25 protein-coding genes are annotated in these 26347 nt (G+C 58.4%); 8 read left to right on the forward strand and 17 right to left on the reverse strand.

Going from position 1 to position 26347, the window contains the following annotated elements:
- Positions 1-54: 54 nt before the first annotated feature.
- The 5 genes from HW556_RS10450 to HW556_RS10470 form a co-directional block, all read right to left on the reverse strand.
- Positions 55-819: a creatininase family protein gene (locus HW556_RS10450; protein ID WP_176899967.1), complete on the reverse strand. Its 765-nt coding sequence runs from the start codon at positions 817-819 to the stop codon at positions 55-57.
- Positions 816-1277 carry a hypothetical protein gene (locus HW556_RS10455; RefSeq protein WP_176899968.1) on the reverse strand — a complete coding sequence of 154 codons (462 nt, stop codon included), beginning with the start codon at positions 1275-1277 and terminating at the stop codon, positions 816-818. The genes HW556_RS10450 and HW556_RS10455 overlap by 4 nt, the downstream gene beginning before the upstream one ends.
- Positions 1278-1414: 137 nt before the next feature.
- Positions 1415-2323 carry a TIGR01777 family oxidoreductase gene (locus HW556_RS10460; RefSeq protein WP_176899969.1) on the reverse strand — a complete coding sequence of 303 codons (909 nt, stop codon included), beginning with the start codon at positions 2321-2323 and terminating at the stop codon, positions 1415-1417.
- A 121-nt stretch (positions 2324-2444) separates the two neighbouring features.
- Positions 2445-3134, reverse strand: coding sequence for a GTP cyclohydrolase I FolE (gene folE, locus HW556_RS10465; RefSeq protein ID WP_176899970.1), 690 nt, complete (start codon positions 3132-3134; stop codon positions 2445-2447).
- Positions 3127-3534: a 6-pyruvoyl trahydropterin synthase family protein gene (locus HW556_RS10470; protein ID WP_176899971.1), complete on the reverse strand. Its 408-nt coding sequence runs from the start codon at positions 3532-3534 to the stop codon at positions 3127-3129. The genes folE and HW556_RS10470 overlap by 8 nt, the downstream gene beginning before the upstream one ends.
- 239 nt (positions 3535-3773) lie before the next feature.
- Between HW556_RS10470 and HW556_RS10475 the strand changes: the two genes are divergently transcribed.
- The gene (locus tag HW556_RS10475; protein WP_176899972.1) at positions 3774-4484 is read left to right on the forward strand and encodes a coiled-coil domain-containing protein; all 711 of its coding nucleotides are present in this window, start codon (positions 3774-3776) and stop codon (positions 4482-4484) included.
- A gap of 128 nt (positions 4485-4612) precedes the next feature.
- Here the strand turns inward: HW556_RS10475 and HW556_RS10480 are convergent, their stop codons facing one another.
- Together HW556_RS10480 and HW556_RS10485 are read right to left on the reverse strand one after the other, a co-directional pair.
- On the reverse strand, positions 4613-5188 hold the full coding sequence (locus tag HW556_RS10480) for an inorganic diphosphatase (protein WP_176899973.1): 576 nt from the start codon (positions 5186-5188) through the stop codon (positions 4613-4615).
- 191 nt (positions 5189-5379) lie between these two features.
- Complete coding sequence (locus HW556_RS10485; protein ID WP_176899974.1) at positions 5380-8358, reverse strand: M1 family metallopeptidase; 2979 nt, start codon at positions 8356-8358, stop codon at positions 5380-5382.
- A 156-nt stretch (positions 8359-8514) separates the two neighbouring features.
- Between HW556_RS10485 and HW556_RS10490 the strand changes: the two genes are divergently transcribed.
- Positions 8515-8940: a hypothetical protein gene (locus tag HW556_RS10490; protein ID WP_176899975.1), complete on the forward strand. Its 426-nt coding sequence runs from the start codon at positions 8515-8517 to the stop codon at positions 8938-8940.
- A 167-nt stretch (positions 8941-9107) separates the two neighbouring features.
- On the opposite strand, the gene rplS is transcribed toward HW556_RS10490, so the two are convergent.
- The 8 genes from rplS to HW556_RS10530 form a co-directional block, all read right to left on the reverse strand.
- Positions 9108-9491 carry a 50S ribosomal protein L19 gene (rplS, locus tag HW556_RS10495; RefSeq protein ID WP_176899976.1) on the reverse strand — a complete coding sequence of 128 codons (384 nt, stop codon included), beginning with the start codon at positions 9489-9491 and terminating at the stop codon, positions 9108-9110.
- A gap of 139 nt (positions 9492-9630) precedes the next feature.
- Positions 9631-10305, reverse strand: a complete 675-nt coding sequence (trmD, locus tag HW556_RS10500; RefSeq protein ID WP_176899977.1) for a tRNA (guanosine(37)-N1)-methyltransferase TrmD — start codon at positions 10303-10305, stop codon at positions 9631-9633.
- An 11-nt stretch (positions 10306-10316) separates the two neighbouring features.
- Positions 10317-10904 carry a ribosome maturation factor RimM gene (gene rimM, locus HW556_RS10505; RefSeq protein ID WP_176899978.1) on the reverse strand — a complete coding sequence of 196 codons (588 nt, stop codon included), beginning with the start codon at positions 10902-10904 and terminating at the stop codon, positions 10317-10319.
- 98 nt (positions 10905-11002) lie between these two features.
- On the reverse strand, positions 11003-11587 hold the full coding sequence (locus tag HW556_RS10510) for a 30S ribosomal protein S16 (protein ID WP_176899979.1): 585 nt from the start codon (positions 11585-11587) through the stop codon (positions 11003-11005).
- 193 nt (positions 11588-11780) lie between these two features.
- The gene (locus HW556_RS10515) at positions 11781-12536 is read right to left on the reverse strand and encodes an acyl-CoA desaturase (RefSeq protein ID WP_176899980.1); all 756 of its coding nucleotides are present in this window, start codon (positions 12534-12536) and stop codon (positions 11781-11783) included.
- 330 nt (positions 12537-12866) lie between these two features.
- A complete protein-coding gene (locus HW556_RS10520; protein WP_176899981.1) occupies positions 12867-13574 on the reverse strand; it encodes an RluA family pseudouridine synthase in 708 nt (235 codons plus the stop codon).
- A gap of 130 nt (positions 13575-13704) precedes the next feature.
- Positions 13705-14520, reverse strand: coding sequence for a 3-methyl-2-oxobutanoate hydroxymethyltransferase (gene panB / locus HW556_RS10525; RefSeq protein ID WP_176899982.1), 816 nt, complete (start codon positions 14518-14520; stop codon positions 13705-13707).
- Positions 14521-14768: 248 nt separating this feature from the next.
- Entirely contained in the window at positions 14769-17732 is a 2964-nt protein-coding gene (locus tag HW556_RS10530; protein WP_176899983.1) for a putative LPS assembly protein LptD, read from the reverse strand.
- An 88-nt stretch (positions 17733-17820) separates the two neighbouring features.
- Between HW556_RS10530 and HW556_RS10535 the strand changes: the two genes are divergently transcribed.
- From HW556_RS10535 to HW556_RS10560, 6 genes are all read left to right on the forward strand, one after another.
- A complete protein-coding gene (locus HW556_RS10535) occupies positions 17821-18633 on the forward strand; it encodes an N-acetylmuramoyl-L-alanine amidase family protein (protein ID WP_394354133.1) in 813 nt (270 codons plus the stop codon).
- Positions 18634-18694: 61 nt separating this feature from the next.
- The gene (locus HW556_RS10540) at positions 18695-19699 is read left to right on the forward strand and encodes an MlaD family protein (protein WP_176899984.1); all 1005 of its coding nucleotides are present in this window, start codon (positions 18695-18697) and stop codon (positions 19697-19699) included.
- A 253-nt stretch (positions 19700-19952) separates the two neighbouring features.
- Positions 19953-21581, forward strand: coding sequence for an acyl-CoA carboxylase subunit beta (locus HW556_RS10545; protein WP_176899985.1), 1629 nt, complete (start codon positions 19953-19955; stop codon positions 21579-21581).
- Between the two features lie 16 nt (positions 21582-21597).
- The gene (locus HW556_RS10550) at positions 21598-22101 is read left to right on the forward strand and encodes a hypothetical protein (protein WP_176899986.1); all 504 of its coding nucleotides are present in this window, start codon (positions 21598-21600) and stop codon (positions 22099-22101) included.
- 177 nt (positions 22102-22278) lie between these two features.
- Positions 22279-23454 carry a hypothetical protein gene (locus tag HW556_RS10555; protein ID WP_176899987.1) on the forward strand — a complete coding sequence of 392 codons (1176 nt, stop codon included), beginning with the start codon at positions 22279-22281 and terminating at the stop codon, positions 23452-23454.
- A gap of 403 nt (positions 23455-23857) precedes the next feature.
- Positions 23858-24724 carry a transglutaminase-like domain-containing protein gene (locus tag HW556_RS10560; protein WP_176899988.1) on the forward strand — a complete coding sequence of 289 codons (867 nt, stop codon included), beginning with the start codon at positions 23858-23860 and terminating at the stop codon, positions 24722-24724.
- An 81-nt stretch (positions 24725-24805) separates the two neighbouring features.
- On the opposite strand, the gene HW556_RS10565 is transcribed toward HW556_RS10560, so the two are convergent.
- On the reverse strand, positions 24806-25408 hold the full coding sequence (locus HW556_RS10565) for a redoxin domain-containing protein (protein WP_176899989.1): 603 nt from the start codon (positions 25406-25408) through the stop codon (positions 24806-24808).
- Between the two features lie 32 nt (positions 25409-25440).
- Complete coding sequence (locus HW556_RS10570) at positions 25441-26094, reverse strand: 4'-phosphopantetheinyl transferase superfamily protein (RefSeq protein WP_176899990.1); 654 nt, start codon at positions 26092-26094, stop codon at positions 25441-25443.
- Between the last annotated feature and the right edge of the window lie 253 nt (positions 26095-26347).

The following is a 26347-nucleotide window of genomic DNA, read 5'->3' on the forward strand; positions in this document are numbered from 1 at the left end:
TGGCCCGGAACTGAGGCCTAGCCGCGAATACTCGGTAGCGTAGACGACGAAAAGCTATTCGTACATGTCGGCCGGGTCGGCGGCAGCCAATTCTTGCAGAAACTTCCCCAGCGCGCTGGTAACAGCTGCCAGAAAAGCGGCTCCTTTATCGGCAGTGGCCAATGCCGGGTCGCCTACCCCGGTGTCGGCCGTTACTTGGCTCCATTCGCGCTGGGCCCAGGCCCATTCGCGCAGGGCGCGGATGCGGAATTGCTTGGCGGCTCCCGAACCGGCTACGGCCAAAGGCCGCACTAGGTGGGGCGCAATATGGAGCATAACGCTCGTTTCCAACTCGTCGGCATGGTCGCCGGGGGCCTCAAAAAACAGGCTACGATCGACTATCCGAAACAAGGTTGCCGTGCTCAGGAATACGGTCGGGAATTCGGCTTGCAATTCGCGCAGAATCTGGCGAAAGTCGTTGCCACCGTGGCCATTAAGCACCACCAGCTTTGAAATGCCCTGGCGAGCCAGCACCTGCACTATGTCGCGCAGAATGGCTAGCTGGGTACTGGGGTTGAGGTTGATGTCAAGCGTAATGTCGAGCTGGCCGGTGTTCACGCCGAACGGGACGGCGGGCAGCACCAGTACCTTCGCGCCCTGCTCCCAGGCCTGGCGGGCGGCCTCCGCAGCCACATACTCGTCTTGGTAGTTATCGGTGCCGTAGGGCAGGTGGTAATTGTGGGCCTCGGTAGCGCCCCAGGGTAACACAACAACTTCTACCGAAGTGTCTTTGACGGCTTGCCAAGTAGTTTCAGCTAGGATGTAGGGGCGAGCCGTCATGGTTTCAGAGGTTGGTTGGCGGGTTGTCGGTAATACGTTACGCTATCAAGCACCAGCGTATTGCCGCGAGAAAGCAGTGGGAATTCTCGTTTCCAGAAGGAGGAATCGGGGACGTAAAACTCTTTGAAGCGGGCCTGTTGTGTGGCCTCGTCCATGGTTTTTAGAAAGGCCGTGTCTGCCTGATTTTTAAGGGAATAAGGGGCTAGCACGTAATCGTGGCCAACCAACAAGATTCTGACGCTAAGCTGGCCTGAGCGGAGCCGCCTGATTTTGCCCCGGTAAGTGTAAAAGCCTCCATCGGAAGCGGAATACTGCTTAGAACCTTTCGTCATATGCCCGCCGAAGCTGACGGGCACCTTATCGATAAATACGGAGTCGGCCCGAATGGTTAGCGTGTTTTCGTGAAACCAGCGGTCTGTCGTGTCATCGGGCGTTATATCTTGGTCGATGGAGCCCATACTTTCCAGTCCGACGTATGTGCCGGCTCGCAAAAACGCGGAACTATCGTTTACCGTCGGCCCGGACTGCTGACAGGCAGCAACCCCAACCAAGCAGAGAAGCAATAGTCGCCGCATCATTCGTGCCGGGGCTACTACTAGTCGCCGTAGAACGACTCTAGGGCTGGTTTCAGGGTTGGGAATTCGAACCGGAAGCCGCGGCCCAGCACCTTCTCGGCGCTGACCCGCTGCGAGGCCAGCACGATTTCGCTCATCTCGCCCATCATCAGCTTCAGGCCGAACTCGGGCACTTTGGGCAGCACCAGCGGGCGGTGCAGCACATCGGCCAGGGTTTTGGTGAACTCCTTGTTGGTAACCGGGTTGGGGGCCACAGCATTGTACACGCCCTGCCACTGCTCATCTTCGATGGCCTTAATGAAGAGCCGGCACAAATCGTCGAGGTGAATCCAAGACATGAACTGCTTGCCCGAACCCAGCGGGGCGCCGGCCATCATCTTCACGGTGCGGGCTAGTGGCACCAGCGCGCCACCTTCGGGGCTGAGCACGATGCCAATACGCAGAATAGCGGTGCGGATGCCCTCCTGCTGCACGTATTCAGCGGCCTCTTCCCACTGTCGGCACACATTGGCCAGAAAGTCATCGGAGGCGGCGGCAGTATCCTCACTCAGCAACCGGTCGCCCTGGTCGCCATAAATCCCGATAGCAGAAGCCGAAATAAAGCCACGTACGTGATGAGTGACTTTGCGTAATTCCTGGGACAGTAGCTGTGTGCCGGCCACCCGGCTCGACAGAATCTGCCGCTTGCGCTCCGCCGTCCACTTACCATCTGACACGCTGCTGCCGGCCAGGTTCACGATGTAATCGGCGTAGGGCACGGCCGCTGGATCGATGGAGCCGGCCAGTGGATCCCAGCGGAAGCTGAAGTAGCGGTTGTCGCCGGGCGTACGGCTCAGCAGGGCCACCTCGTAGCCGCCGTCAATCAGCATTTCAGCCAGCCGCGTACCAATCATTCCGGTGCCTCCCGTAATCAGAACCTTACGCGACATAGCAATCCTTAAGCTGATAGCTAGCAGCTGTTAGCCGTTAGCTGGTGTCTTGAAGTAAAAAATCGTAATCGAGGCTGCAAGCTACTACGCAGTTCCGGCCTGTGCGTTAATAGCTAACAGCTCATTTGCCTATCAGGTGCAGGAACTCCTGGCGCAGGGCAGCATCCTGGCCGAACGCCCCGCCGTACTCGGCCGTGAGGGTGCTGCTGCTGGTATCGTTCACGCCCCGGCTCATTACGCACAGATGGTCGGCCTCAATGAGCACGGCCACATCGTCGGTACCCAGACTCTGTTTGAGTTCCTCGGCAATCTGGCGTGTCAAACGTTCCTGCACCTGGGGGCGGCGGGCAAAGTACTGCACTACCCGGTTCAGCTTGCTCAGGCCCACCACATGCTCGCCGGGCAGATAGGCCACATGCGCTTTGCCAATAATGGGTACAAAGTGGTGTTCGCAACACGAAAACAGCGTAATGTCGCGCTCCACCAACATCTGCCGGTATTGGTAGCGGTTCTCAAACAAACGTACCTCAGGCCGATAATCTGGGTTGAGACCCCGGAACCACTCCTGCACGTACATTTTAGCCACCCGGCGAGGCGTGCCAGCCAGACTGTCGTCGCTCAGATCCAGGCCCAGCACCTGCATTATCTCGCGGAAATGCCCGCTGATGGCTTCAATCTTAGCCTCCTCACTTAGCTCGAACGCATTGGCCCGTAACGGGGTGCGCAGGTCGACGGGAAATTGGTTGTCGGCGGCGGCAACAGCGGCAGGTTTGCCAACTGTAGCTGCTGCCGACAGCGGCAGGTTATCCATGGTATTCTACAAAGTTGCGTTCGGTCTCGTACAGCGTAACCGACAAAGCCAGGTTCCCGGCCAGGTGGGGCCGTAGTCGGTTCCAGCTTACGACGGCAATATTTTCGGCCGTAGGGTTGAGGGTCTGGAAATCGGCTACATCCAGGTTCAGATTTCGATGGTCAAAGGTATCGAGAATCTCCCGCTTGATGAGGTCGCTCAGCTTCTTCATGTCGTACACGTAACCCGTTTCCGGGTCAATTTCACCCGTCAGGCGCACGATAAGCTGGTAGTTGTGGCCGTGGTAGTGCGGGTTGTTGCACTTGCCGAATACCTCTTGGTTACGCTCGTCGGACCAAGCGGGGTTGTGCAGGCGGTGGGCAGCATTGAAGTGCTCTTGGCGGCAGATAGTTATGGTCATAGTGAGCACGCAACCCCTACGGGGAAGCTTTTGTTCAGGTAACGGGAGCTGTGCATAAGTTTATCATATAAATAAGTTGATATATAAATCTTCCCCTAAAAGTCTAATTTCCTGAAAAAAAACAATCGACGGTGTAGCAACATGCAGACAGGCTGGTTAAATTTGGTCAGTCGGAAAGTCTTTTTCCAAATCTTACTTCTGTTGCGCAAGCTTTTCTTTTTCAATCAATTGTTCTCCTTATGAAACGAAGCATACTTTTTCCGCTGCTGCTGGTGCTGGTATCGTCGGTAACCGGCTTCGCACAGACTGCCCAGGTTGACGAAACCGAGATGGCCATTAAAGGCATTCCCCGCAAAGGCCAGCGGGTTTCCATGCAGCTCGACAGCAAAAGAGTAGAGGACTCCTGGAAGAAACAGCTGGACGAGCAGTTCGGTAGCAAGGTAAAGTCCGACAAAGGCATTTACACCATGGACGGCGTGGTAATCGACGCACTGTCTAAAACGCCGGTGCGCGTTATCAGCAAAGTGGACGCCGTGCCAACCGGTACCACCATTTGGTGGTCGATTGACCTAGGCAACGCCTACCTGAGCAAGGACGCCACGCCCGTGCAGTGGAAAGCGGCTGAGGGCTACCTCAAGGACTTCTCCGTAAAGCTCTACCGCGAAGACATGGCCGTGCAGGTAATGTCGGCTGAAAAGTCGTTGGAGCAGGCCCAGAACCAGCACATTGCGGTTATTGCCAAGGCTGATGCCTACAAGAAGGAAATCGAGCGCAACAAGCAGAAGAAAATGGAGATTCAGCAGCAGCTGGCCCAGAACGCCTCCGAATTGCTGCAGCTCAACAACCAGATTGATACCAACCTGAAAGAGCAGGAAGGTGCCCGCGCCGACATCGTGAACATGCGCGTTGCACTGGAGGCCGTAAAAGAGCGCCTCAACAAGATCCAATAAGCTAGTCGGAGCCACCCTTTTCCGGGTTGTAGCCTCTCACATAGTCTCTGACAGAAAGCGCCCCATCGGTCTATCCGGTGGGGCGTTTTCTGTCAGAGGCTATGTGAGAGGCCTGCCTGCCACATCAGCTACCGCATCCACTGACGAATTAACTGGCTGGCAGCCTTCTCGTCTTTCCAGCCGACGATACGCGTGTTAGAGGCGCTGTTACGGAACCATAGGTCGAGAAAGGGCCTGACCGAGGGATGCGTGCGCTGCAGGCTGGCCCAATCGGTAGCCTGGGGCAGGATGCGCTGGCTGGGCCGGGCCGGCACGGCTACCACCACCGGCCGTAGCAGCCCATCCATATCGAGCGTGAGCAGGGCAACGGGCAACACCTCGAGTACGGTGCCGGTGGGCTGACTTTCGGCTAGTAGCAGAGCCGGCAGCGGCTGGCCTTTAGCCGCATCGGGTGAGCTGGTACCGGGTATGAAGCCCAGGTTGCCGGGCGCGGGCAGAAACTCTACCACTGCGGCCAGCCCCGCCAGCCTCAATGGCTCAAACGCATTTGTCGTGGGGTTATAACGCTGCTCGTGGTTGGTGCCGGCCGGCGTTTCCACCACCAGCTGCAGCAGCTTCCGATCGGCTGAGAAAGTGGGTATATCGGCATATTGCGGGCCACAGCCGGCCAGCAGCAGGCAGAAAATAGAGAGGCTTCGGCGCATGGCGGCAAAGTACTGGCAAAAGGGCGCAACCGCAACCGGATGGCGCAACGCAGCTGAATTACTGTGCTGAAATCAGATTTCACTACCGATAATTGCAGCAAAGGGACTTCCATGTAAGCCCGCAGAACAACAACGCCCGGCCGCGTAATGCGAACCGGGCGTCGGGGGGAGAGCCATAAAGCAGGGCTAGCCTACTGGGCCAGGAACTGGTTCAGGGCGCGGAAGGGACTCAGTTCTTCCAGATGGAAAACAAAACGAATCTGGTCGGTGAACTCCTTGCGGCTACCGGGTAGCCCGTTGCCGTACTGGCTGCCGGCCAGAGGCAGGTAAAGGCGCAGGATATTATTGGATATGGGTAGCAGCAGTTTGGTTACAGGCACTACCAGACCGGCATCGTAGTAGCCATTCACACGGCCCGAACTCGACTGACTGGCCCGGTTTACCAAGCCAAAATCGGCAAAAACTACCAGCGGGATAACAGGCAAATCGGCTTCGAGCCCCAGGGTAGTAAGCCACTTCTGGGAAGCCACGGGCAGGTAGGCCTTAAATCCGCCGTCCCGGTCGTCGGTTTGTTGCAGCTGGGCAGGGTAGGTGTGAGAAATCTGCTGGCGGTCCAGGAACATCGTCTGGCGGCGGTAGTCGAAGCTGCCACTCAAGCCCATGGCAAACGGACTATCCTTCCCCGAGTTCAGGAAGGCGCCGCCAAACAAGCGGGCGCGGATCTGTTTGGTGGGGTTGTAGTAGCGGCCGTAGGTGGCAGTGGCCCGCAACAAAGTCGCGTTCTGGCTGGTATTTTCCGATTCTGCGTTGGGGCTGAGCTGATTGAGCTCCACGTGGCCCGACCAGTTTTGCAGGGCGTTGCCGTCGCGCACCCGATACTCCAGCGTCTGAATGCTGGTGGTCTGGCGGGAGTCTTGGTCGCGGATATTGGTATTGGCAAACCGCACGAGGTGCTGGGCCCGGTTGAAAGCAGAGTGGGGTAGGTGCAGCGTCAGGCTAGGCTCAATTTTGCGGTAGCGCTCGAAGCGGGTCAGCTGCACGCTGGTCAGCAGCTGGCGGGTCAGGGTCTGGGGCAGCACGTTCAGCGTCAGGCTTCCAATGCCATTGAGCTCCCGGCGGTTGAAGCTGTACATCGGCATGGCCAGGTAGTTCAGCCGTTTGGGGGCCAACAGGTTGTTGTAGAAGGCGACCCCGAGCATGAACTTGTCGGAGGTATTCACTCCCAGCACCGGCATCCAGTTGATAGCCTGCTGGTCCCAGCGCTCCAGGCTGGCCAGGGGGCGCAGGTGCAACGGTTCGATGCGCCGAAAAGCACCGCCGACCTTCATCCGGTCGTCGCGGCGGTTGAGTTGGGGCGTGAGGTAGCCCGCATCGATTACCACGGCCGCCGCGTCGGTGGCGCGAAAGTCGAGTTGGGTTTCGTCCTGCGTATCGTCGTCGGTGCCGCCGAAAGCGGGTGTCCATTTGGTTTCCAGCACCCGGCCCTGGGCATCGAGCGTAGAAACGGGCACGGCAAACGGGGCGGGCGAATCGTTGCGCACCAGCACCTTCAGGGTTTCGCCCTGCACCAGCAAATCCGATAGGGCCGCCTCGTAGGGATGTTGGCTCGTGAGCATCTGCTGAAAAAACCAGCCCAGTTCTTTCCCCGTTGCCCGCTCGAATGCGGCCTGCATATCCTCGGGGTAGGGGTGGCGGAACTGCCACTGCTGGTAGTAGGCGCGCATGGCCACATCAAACTGCTCCTGCCCGAGGTAACCGGCCAGGTATTTCAGCAGCAGCGCCGTTTCCGAGTACGTGATGATGTTATAGTTGAAACGGCCGTAATCAGCCGATGCAACCCCGCTCACGGGCTGGTCGAAGCCGCGCGACGCGAGGGCGGCAACGGGCAACCGATCCAGGGAAACGGCCGGTAAGTCGGCAATGCCCGTGGCAGTTTCTATTAGGGGCCACTTGGATAGAAAGCCCATCATTCCGCCGACGGCCGTGTCGCGTTCAGCTATGCGGTTCTCCGTATACGTGTTCACCCCCTCATCCATCCAGGCGAAATCCCGCTCGTTCGAGCCCAGAATACCGTAAAACCAGTTGTGGCCCACCTCGTGCACAATGGCCGCGGGCGGCGTCACGGTTACCATCGGATATTCCATGCCCGAGCCGGCACTCATGATCCCGTCTACGGCCGTAGCGGAGGCATACGGGTACTCACCTACCCAACGAGAGTAGTAGGTGAGGGCGTCATTGACGTCCTGAAGGCCTTTTATCCACTGTGGCGCATCTCGGTTGGTGAACATCACCCAAGAGGTGACCGTACGGCCCGAAGGCAGCGTAACACCGCTTTTGAGCACGTTGAAGCGCTTGTCGGCAAACCAGGCGAAGTCATGAACGCGGTCCTGCACGTAGCGCAGGGTTTTGGTTTCGGGAGCCGAAGCCGGGAATTTAAGGTCGGTGCCAAAGTCCTCGGCCGTTTTCTTGCTGGCTCCGATGGCAGCCAGCGCATCGAGGCGCGCAAGCTCGTCGGGGTTTTGCAGTACGCCGGTGGCCCCCACCACATAGTTAGCCGGCAGCGTAATGCGCACATCAAACGAGCCGAATTCGGAGTAGAATTCGCCCTGACTGAGGTAGGGCATTGGGTGCCAACCCTTGCGGTCGTATACGGCGGGCTTGGGGTACCATTGAGTTATCTGGTAGTGCTGGCCCACATGCGCCAATCGGGAAAACGAGTCCGGAATTTTCACCCGGAAGGGCGTGGTGATAGTGATGCTGGCGCCGGCCGCCAAGGGCTGAGGCAGCAGCAGCCGGGCCATGTCGGGGTTGTCAGCGTCGAACTCGAGGCGGGCGGGCTGGCCATTTACCTGAAACTCCAGTCCGTCGATGAAGCCGCGCTGAGCGGGCGTAGCGAACTGGAACGTCCGGTTGCCGTTACGCAGCTGCTGGTGGGCAAAGGCCGTGCTATTGTCGCGGTAGGCATTGGGCCAGAGATGAAACCAAATAAAGGGCAGCACATCGGGCGAGTTGTTGGTGTACATGATTTCCTCGCGGCCGATGAGTTCATGGCGCTGGTCGTCGAGGGTTACATCGATAGAATAATTGGCCTGTTGCTGCCATTCGGTGGTGGGCTGCTGGGCCAGGGCTGGCAGCGCCAGCAGACAGAGTAGGTAAAGGATTGTTTTCATGCAGAAACAGAGCGGAAGGGGAGAGCCAGGAGAAAAAGAGACCAAATGTAGCCTCTCGGGCCACAAGATGCGCTACAACCTTTCCCAGTTGCCCGCGTTTGCACAAACAGTATTCTCCACGCTGCCACCTAAGAGGCAGTCTAACCATTCTTTCGCATGTCCTTCCACAAAATCCCTAAAGACGATACCCAACACCAGGTTCACCTCGACGGCGCTACTACGCTACTCGGCAACGACCTCCAAGAAGAAGCCAGCCGTGCCGGCCTTGATAACCATTTCCAGCGCTGGATTGAAGACCTCAAGGATACCAACAACCCTGAGTTGCACCAGCTGGTAGTCGACCTGCAGGACCTGAAGGCCCACTTCGGTGGCGGTGCCGTCAACCAGGATACCGTTACCCGCCTCATGGGCCGCTTAGGTACCAATACGCTGGCCGCCGCAAGCTTTGCTGAGAACCCGAACACGGCCGAGCGCATCACTAAACTTGGCGAAGCACTGAGCGCCGCCGCCAAGCAGCTCCGCGGTGGTGGCAACGACAACACGCCTGCCCAGGACCTGAAGCAGGATTCGCAGAACAATTAATTCCTGCCTGATATCATCCTACCATAAAAAAGGACCGGTGGATAGTCTACGCTTCAGGCGCAGATTATTCACCGGTCCTTTTTTATGGTAGGATGATAAACAGATAAACAAAAGAGCCGGCCCTCCGCAAGGAGAGCCGGCTCTTTTTATGCTGGAAGCAGCGCTACTTACGCAGCGGCTACTGGCTTGGGGGCGTTCAAACGACGCTCCTTGATACGAGCTGCTTTGCCCGACAGGCCACGCAGGTAGTACAGACGGGCGCGACGCACCTTACCACGACGGATAACTTCTACCTTCTCGATGTTAGGCGAGAGGAGGGGGAAAATCCGCTCGGTACCAATCTGGTTCGAGATTTTACGCACGGTGAAAGTTTCGCCGTTAGTGCTGGTGTTCTTGCGCTGGATTACAACGCCCTGGAACTGCTGCACGCGCTCTTTGTTGCCCTCGCGGATTTTCACGTGGACGTTAACGGTGTCGCCGGCAGCGAAACGGGGGAAGCTGGCGCGGCGCTCCTGGGACTCTTGCTCAATAAAATCGAGTAGTACGCTCATGGTTGAAAAGACGATAAAGGACGGTCGCGCCGCCCCGGGGGTTTCTGGTAAAGAGGCGCAAATATAGCGCTCTGTTTTTAAATGGTGAAATCGTGAGGTGGTGGAAGGCTGGCAGTTGCCGGCTGGTTTCTCCTGCTCACTACTCCAATAGGTCCGGGCGGCGCTGTTGGGTGCGGGCCAGGGCTTGTTCGTGGCGCCAGACGTCGATTTTCGGAGTGTTGCCCGAAAGCAGAATTTCTGGTACCGATTGGCCCCGCCATTCAGCGGGCCGGGTATAAATGGGCGGCGAGAGCAGGTTGTCCTGAAACGAGTCGCTCAGGGCCGATTCTTCGTTGCCCAGCACGCCGGGCAGCAACCGAACTACGGCATCAACCAGCACCGCGGCACCCAACTCACCCCCGCTCAGTACGTAGTCGCCTACACTGATTTCGTGGGTGATGTAGGCCTGCCGAATCCGCTCATCGACGCCCTTGTAGTGCCCACACAGCAACAGCAGGTTGCCGGCCAGCGACAAACGGTTGACCAGCGGCTGGCGCATGGTTTCGCCGTCGGGCGTGAGGTAAATGATGGCATCGTAAGTACGTTGGGCCAGCAGCTCGTCGAAACAAGCGGCAATTGGCTCCACGCGCAACACCATGCCGGCCCCACCTCCGAATACATAATCGTCAATCTGGCCGTGCTTGTTGATGGCATAGCGGCGCAGATCATGCAAGTGGATTTCGGCCAGACCTTTTTCCTGGGCGCGTTTCACGATGGAATGCGCAAAGGGGCTGACCAGCAAATCCGGCTGGCACGTAACGATGTCGATCCGCATCAGTTGAACGGTTACGCGGCCGGCTCGTCGTCGTCTGAATCCTGCTCGTCGTTGGGCGAGGAAGGCGTCATGTACACGTCGAGCAAACCGTCGGGCAGCTTCACCAGTAGGCGGCGGGCCGCCTGGTCGGCGCGTAGGATCAACTCATCCACCACCGGAATCAGGACTTCCTGACCCTGGTAGCGCATGCCCAGCACGTCCTGCCGGGGCAGCTCGTAGAAGGCTTCCACCGTGCCCAGCTCGCCCAGTGCCTCATCCACCACGAGGTAACCTACCACGTCGTGAAAGTAGAATTGGTCGTCGGCCAGAGCGGGTAGCTCGGCCAGCGGGCGCCAGAGTTTGGCGTTGCGCAGGGGCTCGGCGTCCTCAATCCGGTCGATGCCTTTCAGCTTGAACAGAACCTTGTTGTCGGTCTGGGGCTGAAATTTCTCGACTCCGTGGGCTACCAGCTTGCCGGGAGCGGCGGGCATTTCCAGCCATACCGTTTGCAGTTTGCGGTAGTCGTTGAGGTCGTCCACATCGAAGAACGCCACCACAAACCCTTTCAGGCCGTGGGGCTTCCCGAGGGAGCCCAGCTGGTAGCAGTCGTCGATTTTCATGGATTGGAGCAGATGGAGCGGTTAGCTATGCAAATTGAGCAGTTGAAGGTGGGAAGGCCATTACGGCAACACCATTCTTCAACTGCTCAACTCACAAACTATTCAGCGGCAGCTTCGGTGGTTTCTTCGGTCGAAGCAGCAGCTTCGGTCGTTTCGCCTTCGGCTTCCGAAGTGGCTTCGGTGGCCTCCTCGGCTACGGGAGCCGGGGCGTTGGCAGCATCGATGGCGGCCTGCTTGGCGCGCTGAGCTTCCGAACGGGCTTCCTTCACCTTGGTTTCGGCAGCCATGCGCTGCTGGCGAGCCTCATCCTTGGCGGTGCCGAGGCTGGTGCGCTTGCTTTCAATCTTGGTGTCCTTGTCTTCCTTCCAAGCGGTGTAACGCTCGTCGGCAGTTTCCTGCGAAATAGCGCCTTTGATTACACCCAGCTGCAGGTGCTTGCGGTAAAGCACACCACGGTACGAGAGCATAGCCCGTACGGTATCGGTGGGCTGGGCACCTTTCATGATCCAGTCGAACGCCTTATCGCCATCGAAGTTGATGGTAGCGGGGTTGGTCTGGGGGTTGTAGGTACCGATTTTCTCGATGAAGCGACCATCACGTGGAGCACGCGAGTCAGCAATAACGATGTCGAACATTGCGGCCTTCTTGCGGCCGCGGCGGGCGAGGCGGATTTTAACTGCCATAAACCGGTTGGGTTAAGCGACGCATCCCGTGCGTCTGGTTGAAAATGAGGTGCAAAGGTACTCACAGTTTGGGCGGATTGAAAGCATTGCGCAGATTCAAATCCATTCCTTTCCATTCGGCCAGCCTAAGACCAACGAAAAAGGGTTTCTCCGCACGGAGAAACCCTTTTTCGTATAGCGGACTAACAGCTGACTAGGCGGCCATCTGCACGTCTTCCTGCCACTTGCGCTTAATCTTCACCACTTTCACCTTATCGAGGGCCCAGATGAAGGCATAGGTGGGGTCAACCTCCCACTTCTTCACGCCGAAGTTGACGCGCATGGGCAGCTTGTGGTGGTTGTTCTGGAACAGCTCGCCGAACGCCAAAAAGTCGAAGGGCAACGTGTTTTTGGAGTGGTCGTGGTTGTCAAAGTTTTGGTAGCCATACTTGTGGCCGCCCCAGTTCACGATGGCACCATGAATCGGACCCATCAGAAAGTGCAGCGGCAACAGCAGGAACTGCCACCAGGCCGTAGCGAAGTTCACGTAGAACAGCACATAGAACGTGCCCCAGGCCACGCGGGAGTACCACTTATCGCCCAGGTTTTCGATGAGGCTCCACTCGGGGTAATCACCTTCGAAGCGCTCAGCAGCCGCATAGTCGCGGTTAAGTACGGAGTTGTAGATGTTCTTGGTCTTCCACATCATGGTGAAAGCGTTCGACGAGTACAACGGCGAGTGCGGATCCAGTTCGGTGTCGGAGTAGGCGTGGTGCATGCGGTGCAGCAGCGCATAGGCCCGCGGCGACAGGAACGAAGAACCCTGGCAGATGTAGGTGAACAGGAAGAAGAACTTCTCCCAAAACTTGTTCATCGTAAACATCTTGTGCGCCGCATAGCGGTGCAGGTAGAACGTTTGCGTGAACAGCGACAAGTAGTAGTGCGCGACGAAGAAAACGAGTATTGCCATTGAAAAGGGCAGAAAAAGTGAGGAGGTCTTAGGGAGGGGCCGCCGGAGCGTACAGCCAGCAAAGCGTGGAAATGCTATATAAGTTCAGCGACTGTGGTGCAAAACTACGGCTACCCCTACCGCCAGTGCAATTTCCCTGCCCAAAAGGCCATAATGTTGTTGGGCTTGGCGGAGGCCACCTCATCCATAAATTCCCAATTACGCAGAACGATGTAGGGGCGGGGCTTGTCCCCGCCCGCAATTTGCGCCGTTTCAACGAGTCCCTCCAACCACGCCATCGGCCCGAACGGCGGGCGGGGACAAGCCCCCCCTACACCGTGCTATCCCAACCTAATAATACGCTTCGGAGGCCTGCCAGTGCGCTACATCTGGCAGCGGGGCTACGATGCGCATATCTGCCTGAGTTACCGGGTGCTTGAACTGCAGTTCGCGGGCGTGCAGGGCAATGCTTACGTCGGGCAACGGGGCCAGGAAGCCGTACTTCACGTCGCCGACGATGGGGGTGCCCAGGCCGGTGCTTAGCTGTACCCGAATCTGGTGGGGACGGCCCGTAATGGGGCTTACCTGCACCAGAAAGCGGTTGCCAGCCTCGCCCATTACCTGGTAGTCCAAATCCGACTTCTGGCCCTGGCCGTGGCGTTCGGAGTAGGCCTTGGTTACGTTGCGGATAGGGTCTTTTACCAGCCAGTGCGTGAGGTGGCCCGAAATGGGGGAGGGGCACTTACCGGTGAGGGCCCAGTAAGTTTTGCTGATTTTGTTGTCGCGAAATAGCTCGTTCATGCGGCTCAGGGCCTTGCTGGTTTTGGCCAGCACTACCACGCCGCTCACCGGCCTATCGAGGCGGTGTACCACACCGATGAAGGCGGCACCTGGCTTCTTGTACTTGAAGCGCAGGTACTCCTCGGCCTTATTGGAAAGCGGCTCGTCGCCGGTGGAGTCGCCCTGTACGAGCAGGCCGGCGGGCTTATTGATGATGAGCAGATGGTTGTCTTCGAACAGAATTTCCTTCCGCTCCGACCACAAATTCGGACGATTCACTTTTTGAATTAATTAATAATTAAGAATTGATGATTGGGAATTGAAAAAATGCTCTTTTGTTCCGCTAAGTGCGGATAATAGCAGAGTTCAAGCCCAATTATTGACTCTTAATTATTCATTGCTAATTAAACTAATACGCTTCGTCGGCGGTGGGGAAGTCGCGGGCTTTTACGTCCTGGATGTAGCGCTGCACGGCGTCGTGCATGGCGTCGCCGAGGTCGGCGTAGCGGCGCAGGAAGCGGGGTTTGAACTCCTTGGTGATGCCCAGCATATCGTGCACTACCAGCACCTGCCCGTCCACATCGGGGCCGGCCCCGATGCCGATGACGGGAATGGTGAGCTGCTCGGCCACGCGCTTGGCCAGGCCCGATGGAATTTTCTCCAGCACGAGGGCAAAACAGCCTATTTCCTGCAGCAGCAGCGCATCTTCAATCAGCTTCTGCGCCTCCACCTCTTCCTTGGCCCGCACCGAATACGTGCCAAATTTATAAATACTTTGCGGAGTAAGGCCCAAATGGCCCATCACCGGGATGCCGGCCGTAAGGATGCGGGTGATGCTGTCCTTGATTTCAGCCCCACCTTCCAGCTTGATGCCGTGGCCGCCCGACTCCTTCATGATGCGGATGGCCGAGCGCAGGGCCTCCGACGAGTTGCCCTGGTAGGAGCCAAATGGCATATCGACGACTACGAAAGCCCGCTTCACGGCGCGCACCACGCTCTGGGCGTGGTAAATCATCTGGTCGAGGGTGATGGGCAGCGTGGTTTCGTGGCCGGCCATCACGTTGGAGGCCGAGTCGCCGACGAGCAGCACGTCGATGCCCGCACCGTCCAGAATCTGAGCCATCGAGAAGTCGTAGGCCGTGAGCATGGAGATTTTCTCGCCGCGCTCCTTCATGGCCAGCAGCTGGTGCGTGGTCACGAGTTTCACTTCCTTGTGTTGAGACATGTTTTTTAGCTGTTAGCTAATAGCTGATGGCTGTTAGCTGAGGTTCTGAATAGTGCTTCCGTTTCCCTGTAAAGCCGCACAACTTGCATGTGCTCACGACCAAGTAGCAGGCGCATTGCAAGCTGCAACGCAATCGGTCGGCTTCAAGCTTGCCGGGCCTTACCGGATTGGGAAAGCAAAGCTGCGGTTTTTTCAGAAGATACGAACAAAGCTACCAGCTAACAGCTGGCAGCCAGCAGCTAAAAACGCTACAGGTTGTTGAGGAAGGTGCGGTTGCGGCTCAGCTTGAGGCTTTGCAATAGCGCCGATTTAGCGGCAATGGTTACGAAGTAGCCGCGGGCCGGACCGAAGGGCGTCCAGGTACCGTTAATCTGCCAGCAATGCAGGTCCTTGGTCAGGTCGAGGCGGGTGAAAGCGGGCGTTTTATTGACGAAATCGTAGTTGGAGCTGAAGCCGAAACGCAGTGACTCGGTGAGCTTTACCGAGCCATTAAGGTTGAGCGAGGCCGCCGTGTAGGGACCTTTGCGCACCCGGCCGGGCCGCGCCGGCAACGGGCCCTGGTTCTGGTAGGTGAGGGCAAAAGCCGTATTCAACTCCCAGGGAATCTCGAAATTCACGTAGTCCTCGTAGGGGTTGAGCGGCGTAACGGCACCCAGCTGCGGGTCGTTTACGGGGGCCACATCGCGCTTCACAGCCGACTTGCGGTTGCCCTGGCTGGGATTGAACTGGTAGGCCAAGTTCATGCTGGCGCCGGTCAGGCGCGCCAGCCGCACCTTCGACTGCTGCCACAGGTATTTGTCGAGCATCCGGCCCAGCGAGTCTTGCTGGTAGGGGCTGAGCTGGCCGTTGATGAACACCGTGAGCTTGCGGGCCACCTCCGTATTAAAGGCGAAGGAAAAGGGGTCGAGGTTGAAGCCCCCAACCCGCTCGAAGTCGTAGCCACCCGAGAACGTGAGGTCGCGGATGAGGGTCACCTTATTAAAAGGGGTGGTGCCGGTGGTATCGTCGGAGTTGCGCACCTTCAGTTCCACCGAGTTCTGCAACTGGAAAGACAGCCGGTTGTTGGAGCTGTTGAGCGGTACGCCGTAGATGAAGTTGTTGAACTGGGGGAATAGCAGCCCACCGTTTTCTATATACTGCCTGTCCGAGGAGTAAAGGCGGCCGGTAGCGGGGTCGCGCAGGCCGTCCAGCCGTAAGGTCTGGAACGCATCCGCGCCCGGCAGATTCTTGGGCGCGTAGCTGTAGCCGACGCTGGGCGTAACCTTGTGGCGCAGTGCCTGCAGCTTGCGGTTACCCTTGCGGATAATGGTGCCGTAGAACGACGTGTTGAGGTTAAGGTTAGCTGAGCCCGTGGGTAGGCGGTTGAAGCTGACTGTCGTATCAATTTCTACGGCCCGAGCCAGTTGGTTGTACTTGTAATCGAGCCGCTTGAAATACCAAACCTCGTTGTACGTGATGCCGGGGCTGATATTGAATTTGCTGACGGTATAGCTGCCCAGCGTGATGTTGAAGTCGTGCTTCATGCCCGTCTGGGAGTTGCGCAGCAACTGGTTCAGGTTGCCCAGCTTAATGGGCGTAATGTAGGGGTCGCGCGAGCCACCCAGCAGCGGAATGGTGCCACTGTTGAGCAGCCGGGCCGGCACGTTGTTGGTCAGGCTGTTCCGGAAGGTGAGGTTGTAGGAAAACGCCAGCTGCTCGTAAGCCTTGCGGGGCCTGATTTTCAGAATATCGTACACGTACTGCCGGGCCAGGCCCACCGTTAGGTCGGGCAGGTTGGCCGTCATCGTGCCCAAGCGGGTGTCCTGGGTCTGGCTGAGCTGCAGCGCGTAGTTGATGGGGGCGTTGCGCAGCTGCTTAGAGTAGCTGATGTTCGACTGGAAGGAAGCGCTCAGGTAGTTGCGGGTGTTGAAAGTCGCACTACGCTGGTACGCACCATTGGCCGATTGCAGGTTTACGCTGGCCGAAAACCGCCCGCCTCCCGGCCGCGGTACCGGCGTGTGTCGCCAGCTTAGGGCAAACGAGTTGGACGAACTCGGCGGCGTATAGGTCGGGTTGGTGTTGGCGTCGGTGCTGTTGAAGATTTTCTCGATGGGCTGCGAGTTGAAGCTGAACGTGAACAGGCCGTCGTACTTGTAGCGCGTGATGTACTGCATCTCAGCCGTACCCCGCCAGCCCCCGAACCGGTCGCTGTTGCCGGCGTAGATGTCGCCCGTCAGGCGCACGCCAATGTGCTCGTTGGCGGCCCAGTAGTAGCCACCGTTGCGCAGGAAAAAGCCCCTGTCGGCGGCCTGCCCAAACGTGGGGATGATGAGGCCTGAGGCCCGCTTGTTGGTTTTGGGCGTGGGAAAGTAGCCGAACAGAAAGCCCAGCGGTGTCGGAATATCCCCGATAACCAGGTTGAACGGCCCGGTGATGACCTGCTCCCCTGGGATGAGCTTCATCTTGGACGCGTTGATGTAGAAGTGCGGGTGTTCGAGGTTGCAGGTGGTGTAGCTGCCGCGCAGGCCGTCGATGTCGCCGTTGGGCTGGCGCTTGATTTTTTCAGCATGAATAAAGCCCTCGCCCTGCTTGGTTACCACATCGGTAATGCGGCCGCGCTTGCTCTTGATGTTGTAGTCGATGCGGCCCGCCTGGTAAGTTTCGGCTCCCTGCGTGAACAGCGGCCGGTCCTGTACTTTGCCCGTCGAGTCGGCGGCGCCTTCGGCCGTTACCAAGTCGAGCGCATAGTCAATCGTAATCAGGGCCGCCTTCAGGTTCACGTCGCCGTAAGTCACGTCGGCCTTATCGTACAAAATGGCGCGCTTGTTCTGCACCTCGAACCGGATGGAGTCCTGGGCCTTGTAGACCACGGTGGTTTCCACGGCACCCTTGCGGCCCGGGCTCGCGCCCAGCAGCACCGAATCGGGGGTGCCGCCCACCTGCAGGCCAGTGGTAGTCGTATCGGTGCGCACGCGGCCGTCGGGCTTGGGCGGGTTTACGATGGTGGGCAGCGGGCGCACATCGCCCGGCGCGTTGGTGCTCGGCGACACCTGCGTGCCCGGCGGCGGCGTTGGGTTGGGCACCTGCTGATCGGGCAGCGGCTTTTGCCGGGTAGGCGTCGGCGTTTGTTGCGCCTGGGCCGGGGGCATGAGCAACCCCAGGCTCAACAGCAGCGTAAGCAGCACCACTGGTGCTGGCCGAAGCCCGAATAAGCGTGTTAAGAGATGAAACACAGGCGCGAATAGGGCCACGTAGTTATTTATCGTTTATTTTGTGGCGGTTTGCAAAGGTAGCCGGTAGCTACCTCAACTAACGAACTCCGTGCGGAATATTGTCGCTCTGGGTGTGGCGAGCCTTCTTCTTTTCGCCGAATTTACTTCTCCCCTCACGCCGGCTCCGCAGACGGTGGCCCCGCCGCCCGTGCGCTACAAGCTCCGGACGGTGGTGCTCGATGCCGGCCACGGGGGTAAAGACCGGGGCTGCACCGGCGTTTCGGCCCGCGAAGCCGACGTGGCCCTTAAGCTCGTGCTGGCCCTTGGCAAGGAAATCGAAGGGAAAATGCCCGATGTGAAGGTGGTGTACACCCGCAAAACCGACGTGTTTGTGGAGCTGGCCGACCGCGCCAACATCGCCAATAAACACAACGCCGACCTATTCATCTCCATCCACTGCAACGCCGCGACTCCTGCGGCTCACGGCACCGAGGTCTGGACGATGGGCCCGCACAAAACCGACGCCAACTTGGCCGTAGCCAAGCGCGAAAACTCGGTTATTCTGCAGGAGGATAATTATAAGGAGCAGTACAACGGCTTCGACCCTACCTCGCCGCAGAGCCACATCCTGTTCAGCCTGTTTCAGAGTGCCTACATGGTAAACAGCCTGCGCTTTGCGCAGAAGGTTGACCGGCATTTCCGCACCACGCTCAAGCGCCCCTCGCGGGGCGTAAAGCAGGCGGGTTTTCTGGTGCTCTGGAAATCGGCCATGCCCGCGGTGCTGATTGAGTCCGGCTTTCTGACCAATCGGCAAGAGGAGAACTATCTGAACGATAAAACCAATCAGGCGTATATGGCTTCGGGCATCTACCAGGCTTTCCGCGAATACAAGCAGGAGCTGGAAACCGGCTCGGGCGACTAACCGGCCCGTGCAACTACGGGCCCGCTTGCTGACTCTCTCCCTCATATAACCGCGACCTCCCGTGTCCAAAGAAATAAAAGTAGCCCTGCTGGGCATTGTGGCCGTGGCGCTGCTCATTTTCGGCTTCAACTTCCTGAAAGGCAGTAATATCCTCTCGTCGGACCGCACATACTTCGCCAAATACGATAACGTGGACGGGCTGGCCATCGGCAACCCCGTGATTCTGAACGGCATTAAGGTGGGCCAAGTGAAGCAGATGGAGCTGCTGCCCGAAGAAGGCAACCGCGTTAAAGTGTCGGTGGAGCTCCAGAAAGGCGTAACGGTGGGCGACTCGACAGTGGCCAGCCTGAGCGGCTCGCTGCTGGGCTCGAAAACCATTACGTTGTTTCTGGGTCGCAACTCCCAGGTGTTTAATGGCGGCGAGGAGCTGAAGTCGTACACCGTGGCCAGCCTCACCGATGCCTTCCAGGCCAAAGCTCTGCCGGTGCTCGGTACCGTTGATTCGACGCTGACCAAGGTGAATGCGTTCCTCAACAAAGATGCCCGCCTGAGCCTGCAGGCCACGCTGCTCAACAGCCAGGCCGCCACCGAGGCTGTCAAGAATCTGCTGTTGCTCAACCAGCGCAACATCAACCAGATCACCAGCAACATGGCCCAACTCACGAGCGACCTCAACAAAACCAGTGTTAAGTTCGACCGTATTGCCGCCAACATGGCCCAGCTCAGCGACTCACTCAAAAACGCGCCCATCGGCCCGGCCGTACGTAAGCTCAACAACACCATGACTGAGGCGCAAAGCGCCGTTACGGCCCTCAACCGCTCGCTCACCGATCAGCAGGGTTCGCTCGGCAAGCTGCTCAACGACAGCACGCTCTACCGCAACCTCAACGCCACCGCCGCCAGCTCCAACGCCCTTATTTCCGACCTGCAGGCCAACCCCAAGAAATACGTGCACTTCTCGGTATTCGGTGGCGGCAAGAAATCCAAGAAAGAGGTGGAAACCACGGTTACCAAGCCAAATGGCACCGTTATCGAAACCGAACTGGAAACCAAAACGGTAAAATAGCCCGGCCGGCTTCCGCCAATCTGCTTACCTTTGAAATCCGCCCACCCAGGCGGATTTCTTTGGTTTTAACTGGTGTCTAAAATGATCTGAACTGAATGCGGAGGGCGATGTCATGCTGAGCTTGTCGAAGCATATTTACCGCAGTGGTAACTCTGTTGGCTACGACGAGCTCAGTATGACACCGCTCTGTTAATTATCTCGTTCGGGCCTCTCACTACCCAATTCTACCCACCCACTTCCCATCCCACCCGCAATGAACCTCGAATTCAACAAAAACGAAGACAGCCTCAAGCAACTCATCTTTCAACTAAGCCAGCGCAACAAGCGCGTGGCGTTGGGTGGCGGCGAGAAAAGTATGGCCAAGCACAAAGCCAAGGGCAAGCTCACGGCCCGCGAGCGGATTGCCTACTTGCTCGATGAGGGGGCGGACAGCGTGGAAATCGGGGCGTTTGCCGGCGACGGTATGTACCAGGATGAGGGCGGCTGCCCCGGGGGCGGCGTGGTGGTAACGATTGGTTGGGTGCAGGGCCGGCAGTGCGTGGTAGTGGCCAATGATGCCACCGTGAAGGCCGGGGCTTGGTTCCCGATTACGGCCAAGAAAAACCTGCGGGCCCAGGAAATCAGTATCGAAAACAAGCTGCCCATCATCTACCTCGTCGATTCGGCGGGTGTATATCTGCCCATGCAGGACGAGATTTTCCCCGATAAGGAGCACTTCGGCCGCATCTTCCGCAATAACGCCGTGATGAGCTCGATGGGCATTGTGCAGATGGCCGCCATTATGGGCCCCTGCGTAGCCGGCGGGGCCTACCTGCCCATCATGAGCGACGAGGCCATGATTGTGGACGGCACCGGCTCGGTGTTTCTGGCGGGCTCCTACTTGGTGAAATCGGCCATCGGCGAATCCATCGACAACGAAACGCTGGGCGGGGCCTCCACGCACTCCGAAATTTCGGGCGTCACGGACTACAAATTTGAGAACGACGAGCAGTGCCTCGACCACCTGCGCAACATCTTCGATAAGCTCGGGGGCCAGGCCACGGCCGGTTTCTCGCGCAAAGCGGCTGTTGCGCCTAAGGCGAATCCCGAGGAAATCCTAGGCGTGCTGCCGGCCGACCGCGCCAAGCCCTACGACATGATGGACATCATCAACCGGCTGGTGGATAACTCGGAATTCGAGCCCTACAAAGACCTGTATGGCCAGACGTTGCTGTGTGGCCTGGCCCGCATCGACGGTTGGGCGGTGGGCATCGTGGCCAACCAGCGCAAAATCGTGAAGACCAAGAAGGGCGCCATGCAGATGGGTGGCGTCATCTACTCCGACTCGGCCGACAAGGCGGCGCGGTTTATTATGAACTGCAACCAGAAGAAAATTCCGCTGCTGTTCCTGCACGATGTGTCGGGCTTCATGGTGGGCTCGCAGAGTGAGCACGGCGGCATCATCAAGGACGGCGCGAAAATGGTGAATGCCATGGCCAACTCCGTGGTGCCTAAGTTCTCGGTGATTGTGGGCAACAGCTACGGCGCCGGCAACTACGCCATGTGCGGCAAGGCCTACGACCCGCGCCTCATCGTGGCCTGGCCCACGGCCCAGCTGGCTGTAATGAGCGGCGCGGCCGCCGCCAACACGCTACTCCAGATTCAGGTGGCCTCGCTTAAGTCCAAGGGCCAGGAAATCACGCCCGAAGCCGAAAAGGAGCTGCTCGACACGATTAAGGCCCGCTACGACGAGCAACTCTCGCCCTACTACGCCGCCGCCCGCCTCTGGGTCGATGCCATCATCGACCCCCGCGACACCCGCAAGGTTATTTCCCAAGGCATCAGCATGGCCAACCACGCGCCGATTGAAAAGGCCTACAACGTGGGCGTTATTCAGGTGTGATTGGTAGCGTAAGAAAATGAAAATACCATTCAGGATACATCGTTCCTACAAGTCGTCATTGACGGTAGAGCAGATATATCAATTTTTAGATCACCTCTCATCAAAAAAATCTGAGATATGGACATTCAAAAGCAATACTTATGACGTTCAGGTTGATGATGAGTGCTTTTCAATTAAAAAGCGTGGTGGGAGCATAAATGGCCAAATTCATCCGTTGGTGAAGGGAGAAATTATGAATGCTGACTTTGTACAGGTGAGTCTGGATATTAAACCGTCATACTCCACCATGTTCCTCAGTTTTATAGTAGGCAGCATTCTGCTTTTCTCCCTTTTGTTAAGTGAAAAAATAACTATTAATGGTGTGTACAGATCCATCACTTTATTGGAAAGGACAGGCTTTGTTTTCTTTGTTGTGGCCATACCAGCAGGACTTTCCTACTTCAAAACTATCAAGCCGACGCAAGACACAGAGAAGTGGTTAATTAGGGAAATGCAGCTCAAACCGCTTCCGAATGAATAAATAAAACTATCGGCCCGCCAGTTCCACCCGGAGCGGCGGGCCGCTGGCGTTTCGGCGGACCGGGTGGATGCTTGGGCTGAACGCAACGGCAGGCTGAGGCCTGTAGGGATACAGGTAAACCGGAGCCAAAACTGTAAAACGCCGTAATTTGGTCATTCAACCTAGCAGTTTCCGCTCATGGCCAAGAAGAAATCTGATGGCGCGCCCGCCCTCGTGCATATTCCGAACGCAGGCAAGGGTTCCGACGCGCTTTCCAAGGAGCAAAAGGCCTTCAACCGGCTCACCAAGCAGATTACTAAGCTCGAAACCGAGGTGAGCGAGTTCCGGGCGGCCGCCGACAAGCTGCGCCAGCGGGTGCAAAACGAGTACCGGCCCCTGCAAACCCGGCACCACGACCAGCGCGCCGCTATGGTACGGGCCCTGGGCCAGGCCTACGAACAGCAGAAGCTCACCAAAACCGAGCGCACTAAAATTGTGGATCTGGTAGTGGACAAGTGTGCCGACCTGCTTGACCGGGGCTACGACGACTTGGCTCCCATTTTCGACCTGCTCGACCCGCCACCCACGCCCGAGGAAGCGGCGGCTCTGGAGGCGGAGGACGCCGACCTGGAAGCCCAGACGGCCGAAATGATGAAGCAGATGTACCGCCAGCAGTTCGGCATCGAGTTCGAGGAAGGGGTGGATGTGAGCACGCCCCAGAAGTTTCAGGCCTATGTGGCCCAGCAGATGGCCGCCCGGCAGGAGGCCTACGAGCAGCAGGAAGCCGAGGCCGAGGAGCGCCGGAGCAAGCGCAAAAAGAGCCCCACGCAGCAGGCCGCCGCCGACAAAAAGAAGGCTGAGGAGCAGAACATCACCCAAGCCGTGCGCACGCTGTACATGGATCTGGTGAAGCACCTGCACCCCGACCGGGAGCCTGACGAGGACGAAAAAATCCGCAAAACCGAGCTGCTGGCCCGCGTGACTACCGCCTACAAGGCCAACGAGCTTCTCACGCTGCTACGGCTGCAACTGGAGCTGAACCGCATCGATCAGGCCCACCTCGAAAGCCTGGCCGAAGACCAGCTGCGCTACTTCAACAAGCTGCTGCGCGAGCAGGTCAAGGAGCTGGACCAACAGTTGTTCGATGAGCAGATGGGCCTGCAAAGCTTCACCGGTAAACAGTATTTCTACACCAGCAGCCCCGCTGCCATGGAGCTGGATTTCCTGCAGATGAAGGCCAGCTTGGAACAGCGAATCCGGCAGTTGGAGGCTGAGGTAACTGCCTTCGGCCACGACCCCAAGGCCCTCAAGGCGTTTCTCAAGGACTACAAAATCCCCAAGGCTGGCTCGGACCCCCGGTTCATTCGGCTATAAACGGCAGCGCCGGTAGGCAGCAGGGCATGGTGGTTTGAAAGCCGCGTGGAAAGTAGCGCGGCCCTGGTAAGCCGTCCGGCCGCTACCGCCTATCTAATTGTGCTAGCGAATGGAACGTTACGGAGAGTGCCGCGAAGCCTCTCGCGTGCTGACGTTGGCTTATCGTTACAATATCGTTACAACGTCAGCACGCGAGAGGCTTCGCGGTACTCTGCATGGCGTGCTTTCGACCAGCCATCCACACACGCTACGGCTCTGGTTTGCTTCCGGCCATTGCTGCCAACCGAACAAAACGGCCCAGCCAACGTGTTAGCTACCGGCAACCTGCCCACTAAAACGGCGTCGGTTGTGTTTAGTCGCTTATTTTGTCTGCTCCTGCTTTAGTTGCCGCCCGCTTCCGTCCATGACCAACCGCGAAATCAAGGCCCTTATTTCCCTGCTCGACGATCCGGAAAGCGCCCCCCATGTGGAGGGAAAAATCCAGACGCTGGGCGAAACCATTATCCCGTTTCTGGAGGAAAGCTGGGAGGAAAGCCTCGACCCGCGCCAGCAGCAGCGCCTCGAAGACCTGATTCACCACTTGCAGTTTGAGGGCCTGCAGCAGCGCTTTAGGGTGTGGCGCGAGGCAGGGGCCGAAAACCTGCTGGAGGGCATGTGGCTGCTGAACTCCTATCAGTATCCCGATGCCGATTTTCAGAGCCTGAACCGGGCCATTGAGCAGCTACGTTTCGAGGTCTGGACGCTGCTGCAGCCCGAAATGCACCCCGCCGACCAGGTGCAGACGCTCAACCACGTGTTCTTCCGGGCCCATAAGTTCGCGGCCAACACCCAGAACTTCCATTCGCCGGCCAACTCCATGCTGCACCGGGTGCTGGAAACCAAGCGCGGCAACCCGCTCACGCTCTGCGTGATATATCTGCTGGTGGCCCAGCGCCTTAAGCTGCCGGTGTTCGGTGTTAACCTGCCCAACCTGTTCGTGCTCACCTACCAGCTCGAACCGCCCCTGGAGCCTTTCTACATCAACTGCTACAACCGTGGCCTGGTGCTCTCGCGCACCGATATCGAACACTACGTACAGCAGCTCAACCTCACGCCCAACGACATCTTCTTCGAGCCCTGCACCCACCTCGACATCGTGCGCCGGGCCCTACGCAATCTGCAGCTCAGCTTCGAGAAGCTGCAGGAGCCCGCCAAAGCCGTGGAAGTCGGCCAGTTGCTGACCATACTTACCGACGACCCGCAGCCATCCGACACTGACCCCAACGAATAAGTAAGTAGCAAAGCTATAAACGGCCACGGCCGGCCTGCACTAATATGCGGGCCGGCCGTGGCCGTTTATAGGGAAAGAGGTTTAGAACCGCTTGATCAGGCAGCCGGCGGCGCGCTTGTCGGTTACGCCGGCGGCGCGGCCGGCCAGCAGGTTGTCGAGCACCTGGGCCAGGTACTTTTCCTTCACGTAGTTCTCCACCTGCGGATTGTCGTCGATGGCCCCTTTATAGCGCACCGCAAAACCGCCGCTGACGGGCTGCAGTACAATTACCTCGGGGGTTTTGGTGGCACCCAGCAGCGTGCTCACCGTCTGGCCTTCGTCGGTGAGCAGTGGGAGGGCCGCGCTGCCACTGGCCTTCACTTTCACTTTCTCGTTGGCATCAATGGCCGCCTCCACGTTAATGGGCGTGTCGATGAACAGGAACTGCACGCCTTTGCCGCCGTAGTCGGCACTGAGAGCGGCCAGCCGGTTCTGGTATAGCGTCGAGAAGGGGCAGGTCTGGTTGATGAACACCACGACCACGGCCTTGCTGCCGGTGTAGCTTTTCAGGCTCACTTCCGTATTGTTCTGCTTGAGGCTGAAATCGGCTACCGAGCGGCTGCCCTGGGCGCGGGCCGAGCTAACGGCGAAGATGCCGAACAACAGCGTGGCGGCGGCAAGCAGGGAAATGCGGCGGAAAGACATAGGGACGTTGGTGAGGTGGTGAGCGGGTTCACTTACGCAGCATCTACGCAGTAAGTGAGCACGTAATCGGGGGTGGGCTGAAAATAATGAATCTGGTGTTGGCGGCGGGAGTTTTCTAGCAGCAGGTGTCCCGTCAAAACACCTGCCTCCCGCCGCTCAAACGGATTGAGCAACAATTGCTCTTTGAACACCAGCCCCCGGCGACTATGCAGCTTGTAGAGCGTTTCCTTGGCACTCCAGTACAGGCAGTGCTTGGCTGCATCGTTGCCGGCGTCGGTCTGTTCGGCTTCCGATAGAAACCGCCGGGCCAGCTGTTGGGCTTTTGGGCGGATGAGTTCAATATCTGTGCCAACGGCTGCGGCACCCCGGGCAACCAGCGCCGCCACCCACTCGCCCGAGTGCGACAACGACACCCCGAAGGCGGGCAAACCACTGAAATAGGGCCGGCCGTTCGGGTCGTTTTCGAGCGGGGTGGGCGCATCGGTTAGTTCGCGCAGCAGCTGCCCGGCCAGCACACGGGCCGCCAGCCACTGCCGGGCCCGCAGTTCGTCGCGGCCGTCGGGAAACCGGGCCAGATAGTGCGCCGGACTCGGCAGCAACTCCCAGAGTTTGTCGGCCGGTTCCGTGAGGTGCCACAGCCCTAGCAGGGCCTCGGCAGAAACAGGGGAGAGGGAGTGCAGCGGCATCAATGGGGTGGAAGCGAATGAGTGGCTCGGGAAGCAGGGAGCCGATAAGGGGCAAAGGTACGGTCATCCTGAGCGCAGCGAAGGACTTATATAGAAGCGAATAGCAAACAGCAGCTTAACCCCAAGTTGGGGAGGTCGATGTAGGGGCGGGGCTTGTCCCCCCCCGCCCTCGAACGGGCCTTGTTTGGATCGTTCAACGACGGGCGGGGGAAAGTCCCGCCCCTACGTCGTGCCGATATATGCACGCCACAGT

Source organism: Hymenobacter terrestris, assembly GCF_013377905.1.
Classification (GTDB): Bacteria; Bacteroidota; Bacteroidia; order Cytophagales; family Hymenobacteraceae; genus Hymenobacter; species Hymenobacter terrestris.

Excerpts from the sequence above, each read along its gene's own strand:
- HW556_RS10450 (WP_176899967.1), bottom strand. The coding sequence starts at position 819 with ATGACGGCTCGCCCCTACATCCTAGCTGAAACTACTTGGCAAGCCGTC.
- HW556_RS10455 (WP_176899968.1), bottom strand. The coding sequence starts at position 1,277 with ATGGGCTCCATCGACCAAGATATAACGCCCGATGACACGACAGACCGC.
- HW556_RS10460 (WP_176899969.1), bottom strand. The coding sequence starts at position 2,323 with ATGTCGCGTAAGGTTCTGATTACGGGAGGCACCGGAATGATTGGTACG.
- folE (WP_176899970.1), bottom strand. The coding sequence starts at position 3,134 with ATGGATAACCTGCCGCTGTCGGCAGCAGCTACAGTTGGCAAACCTGCC.
- HW556_RS10470 (WP_176899971.1), bottom strand. The coding sequence starts at position 3,534 with ATGACCATAACTATCTGCCGCCAAGAGCACTTCAATGCTGCCCACCGC.
- HW556_RS10475 (WP_176899972.1), top strand. The coding sequence starts at position 3,774 with ATGAAACGAAGCATACTTTTTCCGCTGCTGCTGGTGCTGGTATCGTCG.
- HW556_RS10480 (WP_176899973.1), bottom strand. The coding sequence starts at position 5,188 with ATGCGCCGAAGCCTCTCTATTTTCTGCCTGCTGCTGGCCGGCTGTGGC.
- HW556_RS10485 (WP_176899974.1), bottom strand. The coding sequence starts at position 8,358 with ATGAAAACAATCCTTTACCTACTCTGTCTGCTGGCGCTGCCAGCCCTG.
- HW556_RS10490 (WP_176899975.1), top strand. The coding sequence starts at position 8,515 with ATGTCCTTCCACAAAATCCCTAAAGACGATACCCAACACCAGGTTCAC.
- rplS (WP_176899976.1), bottom strand. The coding sequence starts at position 9,491 with ATGAGCGTACTACTCGATTTTATTGAGCAAGAGTCCCAGGAGCGCCGC.
- trmD (WP_176899977.1), bottom strand. The coding sequence starts at position 10,305 with ATGCGGATCGACATCGTTACGTGCCAGCCGGATTTGCTGGTCAGCCCC.
- rimM (WP_176899978.1), bottom strand. The coding sequence starts at position 10,904 with ATGAAAATCGACGACTGCTACCAGCTGGGCTCCCTCGGGAAGCCCCAC.
- HW556_RS10510 (WP_176899979.1), bottom strand. The coding sequence starts at position 11,587 with ATGGCAGTTAAAATCCGCCTCGCCCGCCGCGGCCGCAAGAAGGCCGCA.
- HW556_RS10515 (WP_176899980.1), bottom strand. The coding sequence starts at position 12,536 with ATGGCAATACTCGTTTTCTTCGTCGCGCACTACTACTTGTCGCTGTTC.
- panB (WP_176899982.1), bottom strand. The coding sequence starts at position 14,520 with ATGTCTCAACACAAGGAAGTGAAACTCGTGACCACGCACCAGCTGCTG.
- HW556_RS10545 (WP_176899985.1), top strand. The coding sequence starts at position 19,953 with ATGAACCTCGAATTCAACAAAAACGAAGACAGCCTCAAGCAACTCATC.
- HW556_RS10550 (WP_176899986.1), top strand. The coding sequence starts at position 21,598 with ATGAAAATACCATTCAGGATACATCGTTCCTACAAGTCGTCATTGACG.
- HW556_RS10555 (WP_176899987.1), top strand. The coding sequence starts at position 22,279 with ATGGCCAAGAAGAAATCTGATGGCGCGCCCGCCCTCGTGCATATTCCG.
- HW556_RS10560 (WP_176899988.1), top strand. The coding sequence starts at position 23,858 with ATGACCAACCGCGAAATCAAGGCCCTTATTTCCCTGCTCGACGATCCG.
- HW556_RS10565 (WP_176899989.1), bottom strand. The coding sequence starts at position 25,408 with ATGTCTTTCCGCCGCATTTCCCTGCTTGCCGCCGCCACGCTGTTGTTC.
- HW556_RS10570 (WP_176899990.1), bottom strand. The coding sequence starts at position 26,094 with ATGCCGCTGCACTCCCTCTCCCCTGTTTCTGCCGAGGCCCTGCTAGGG.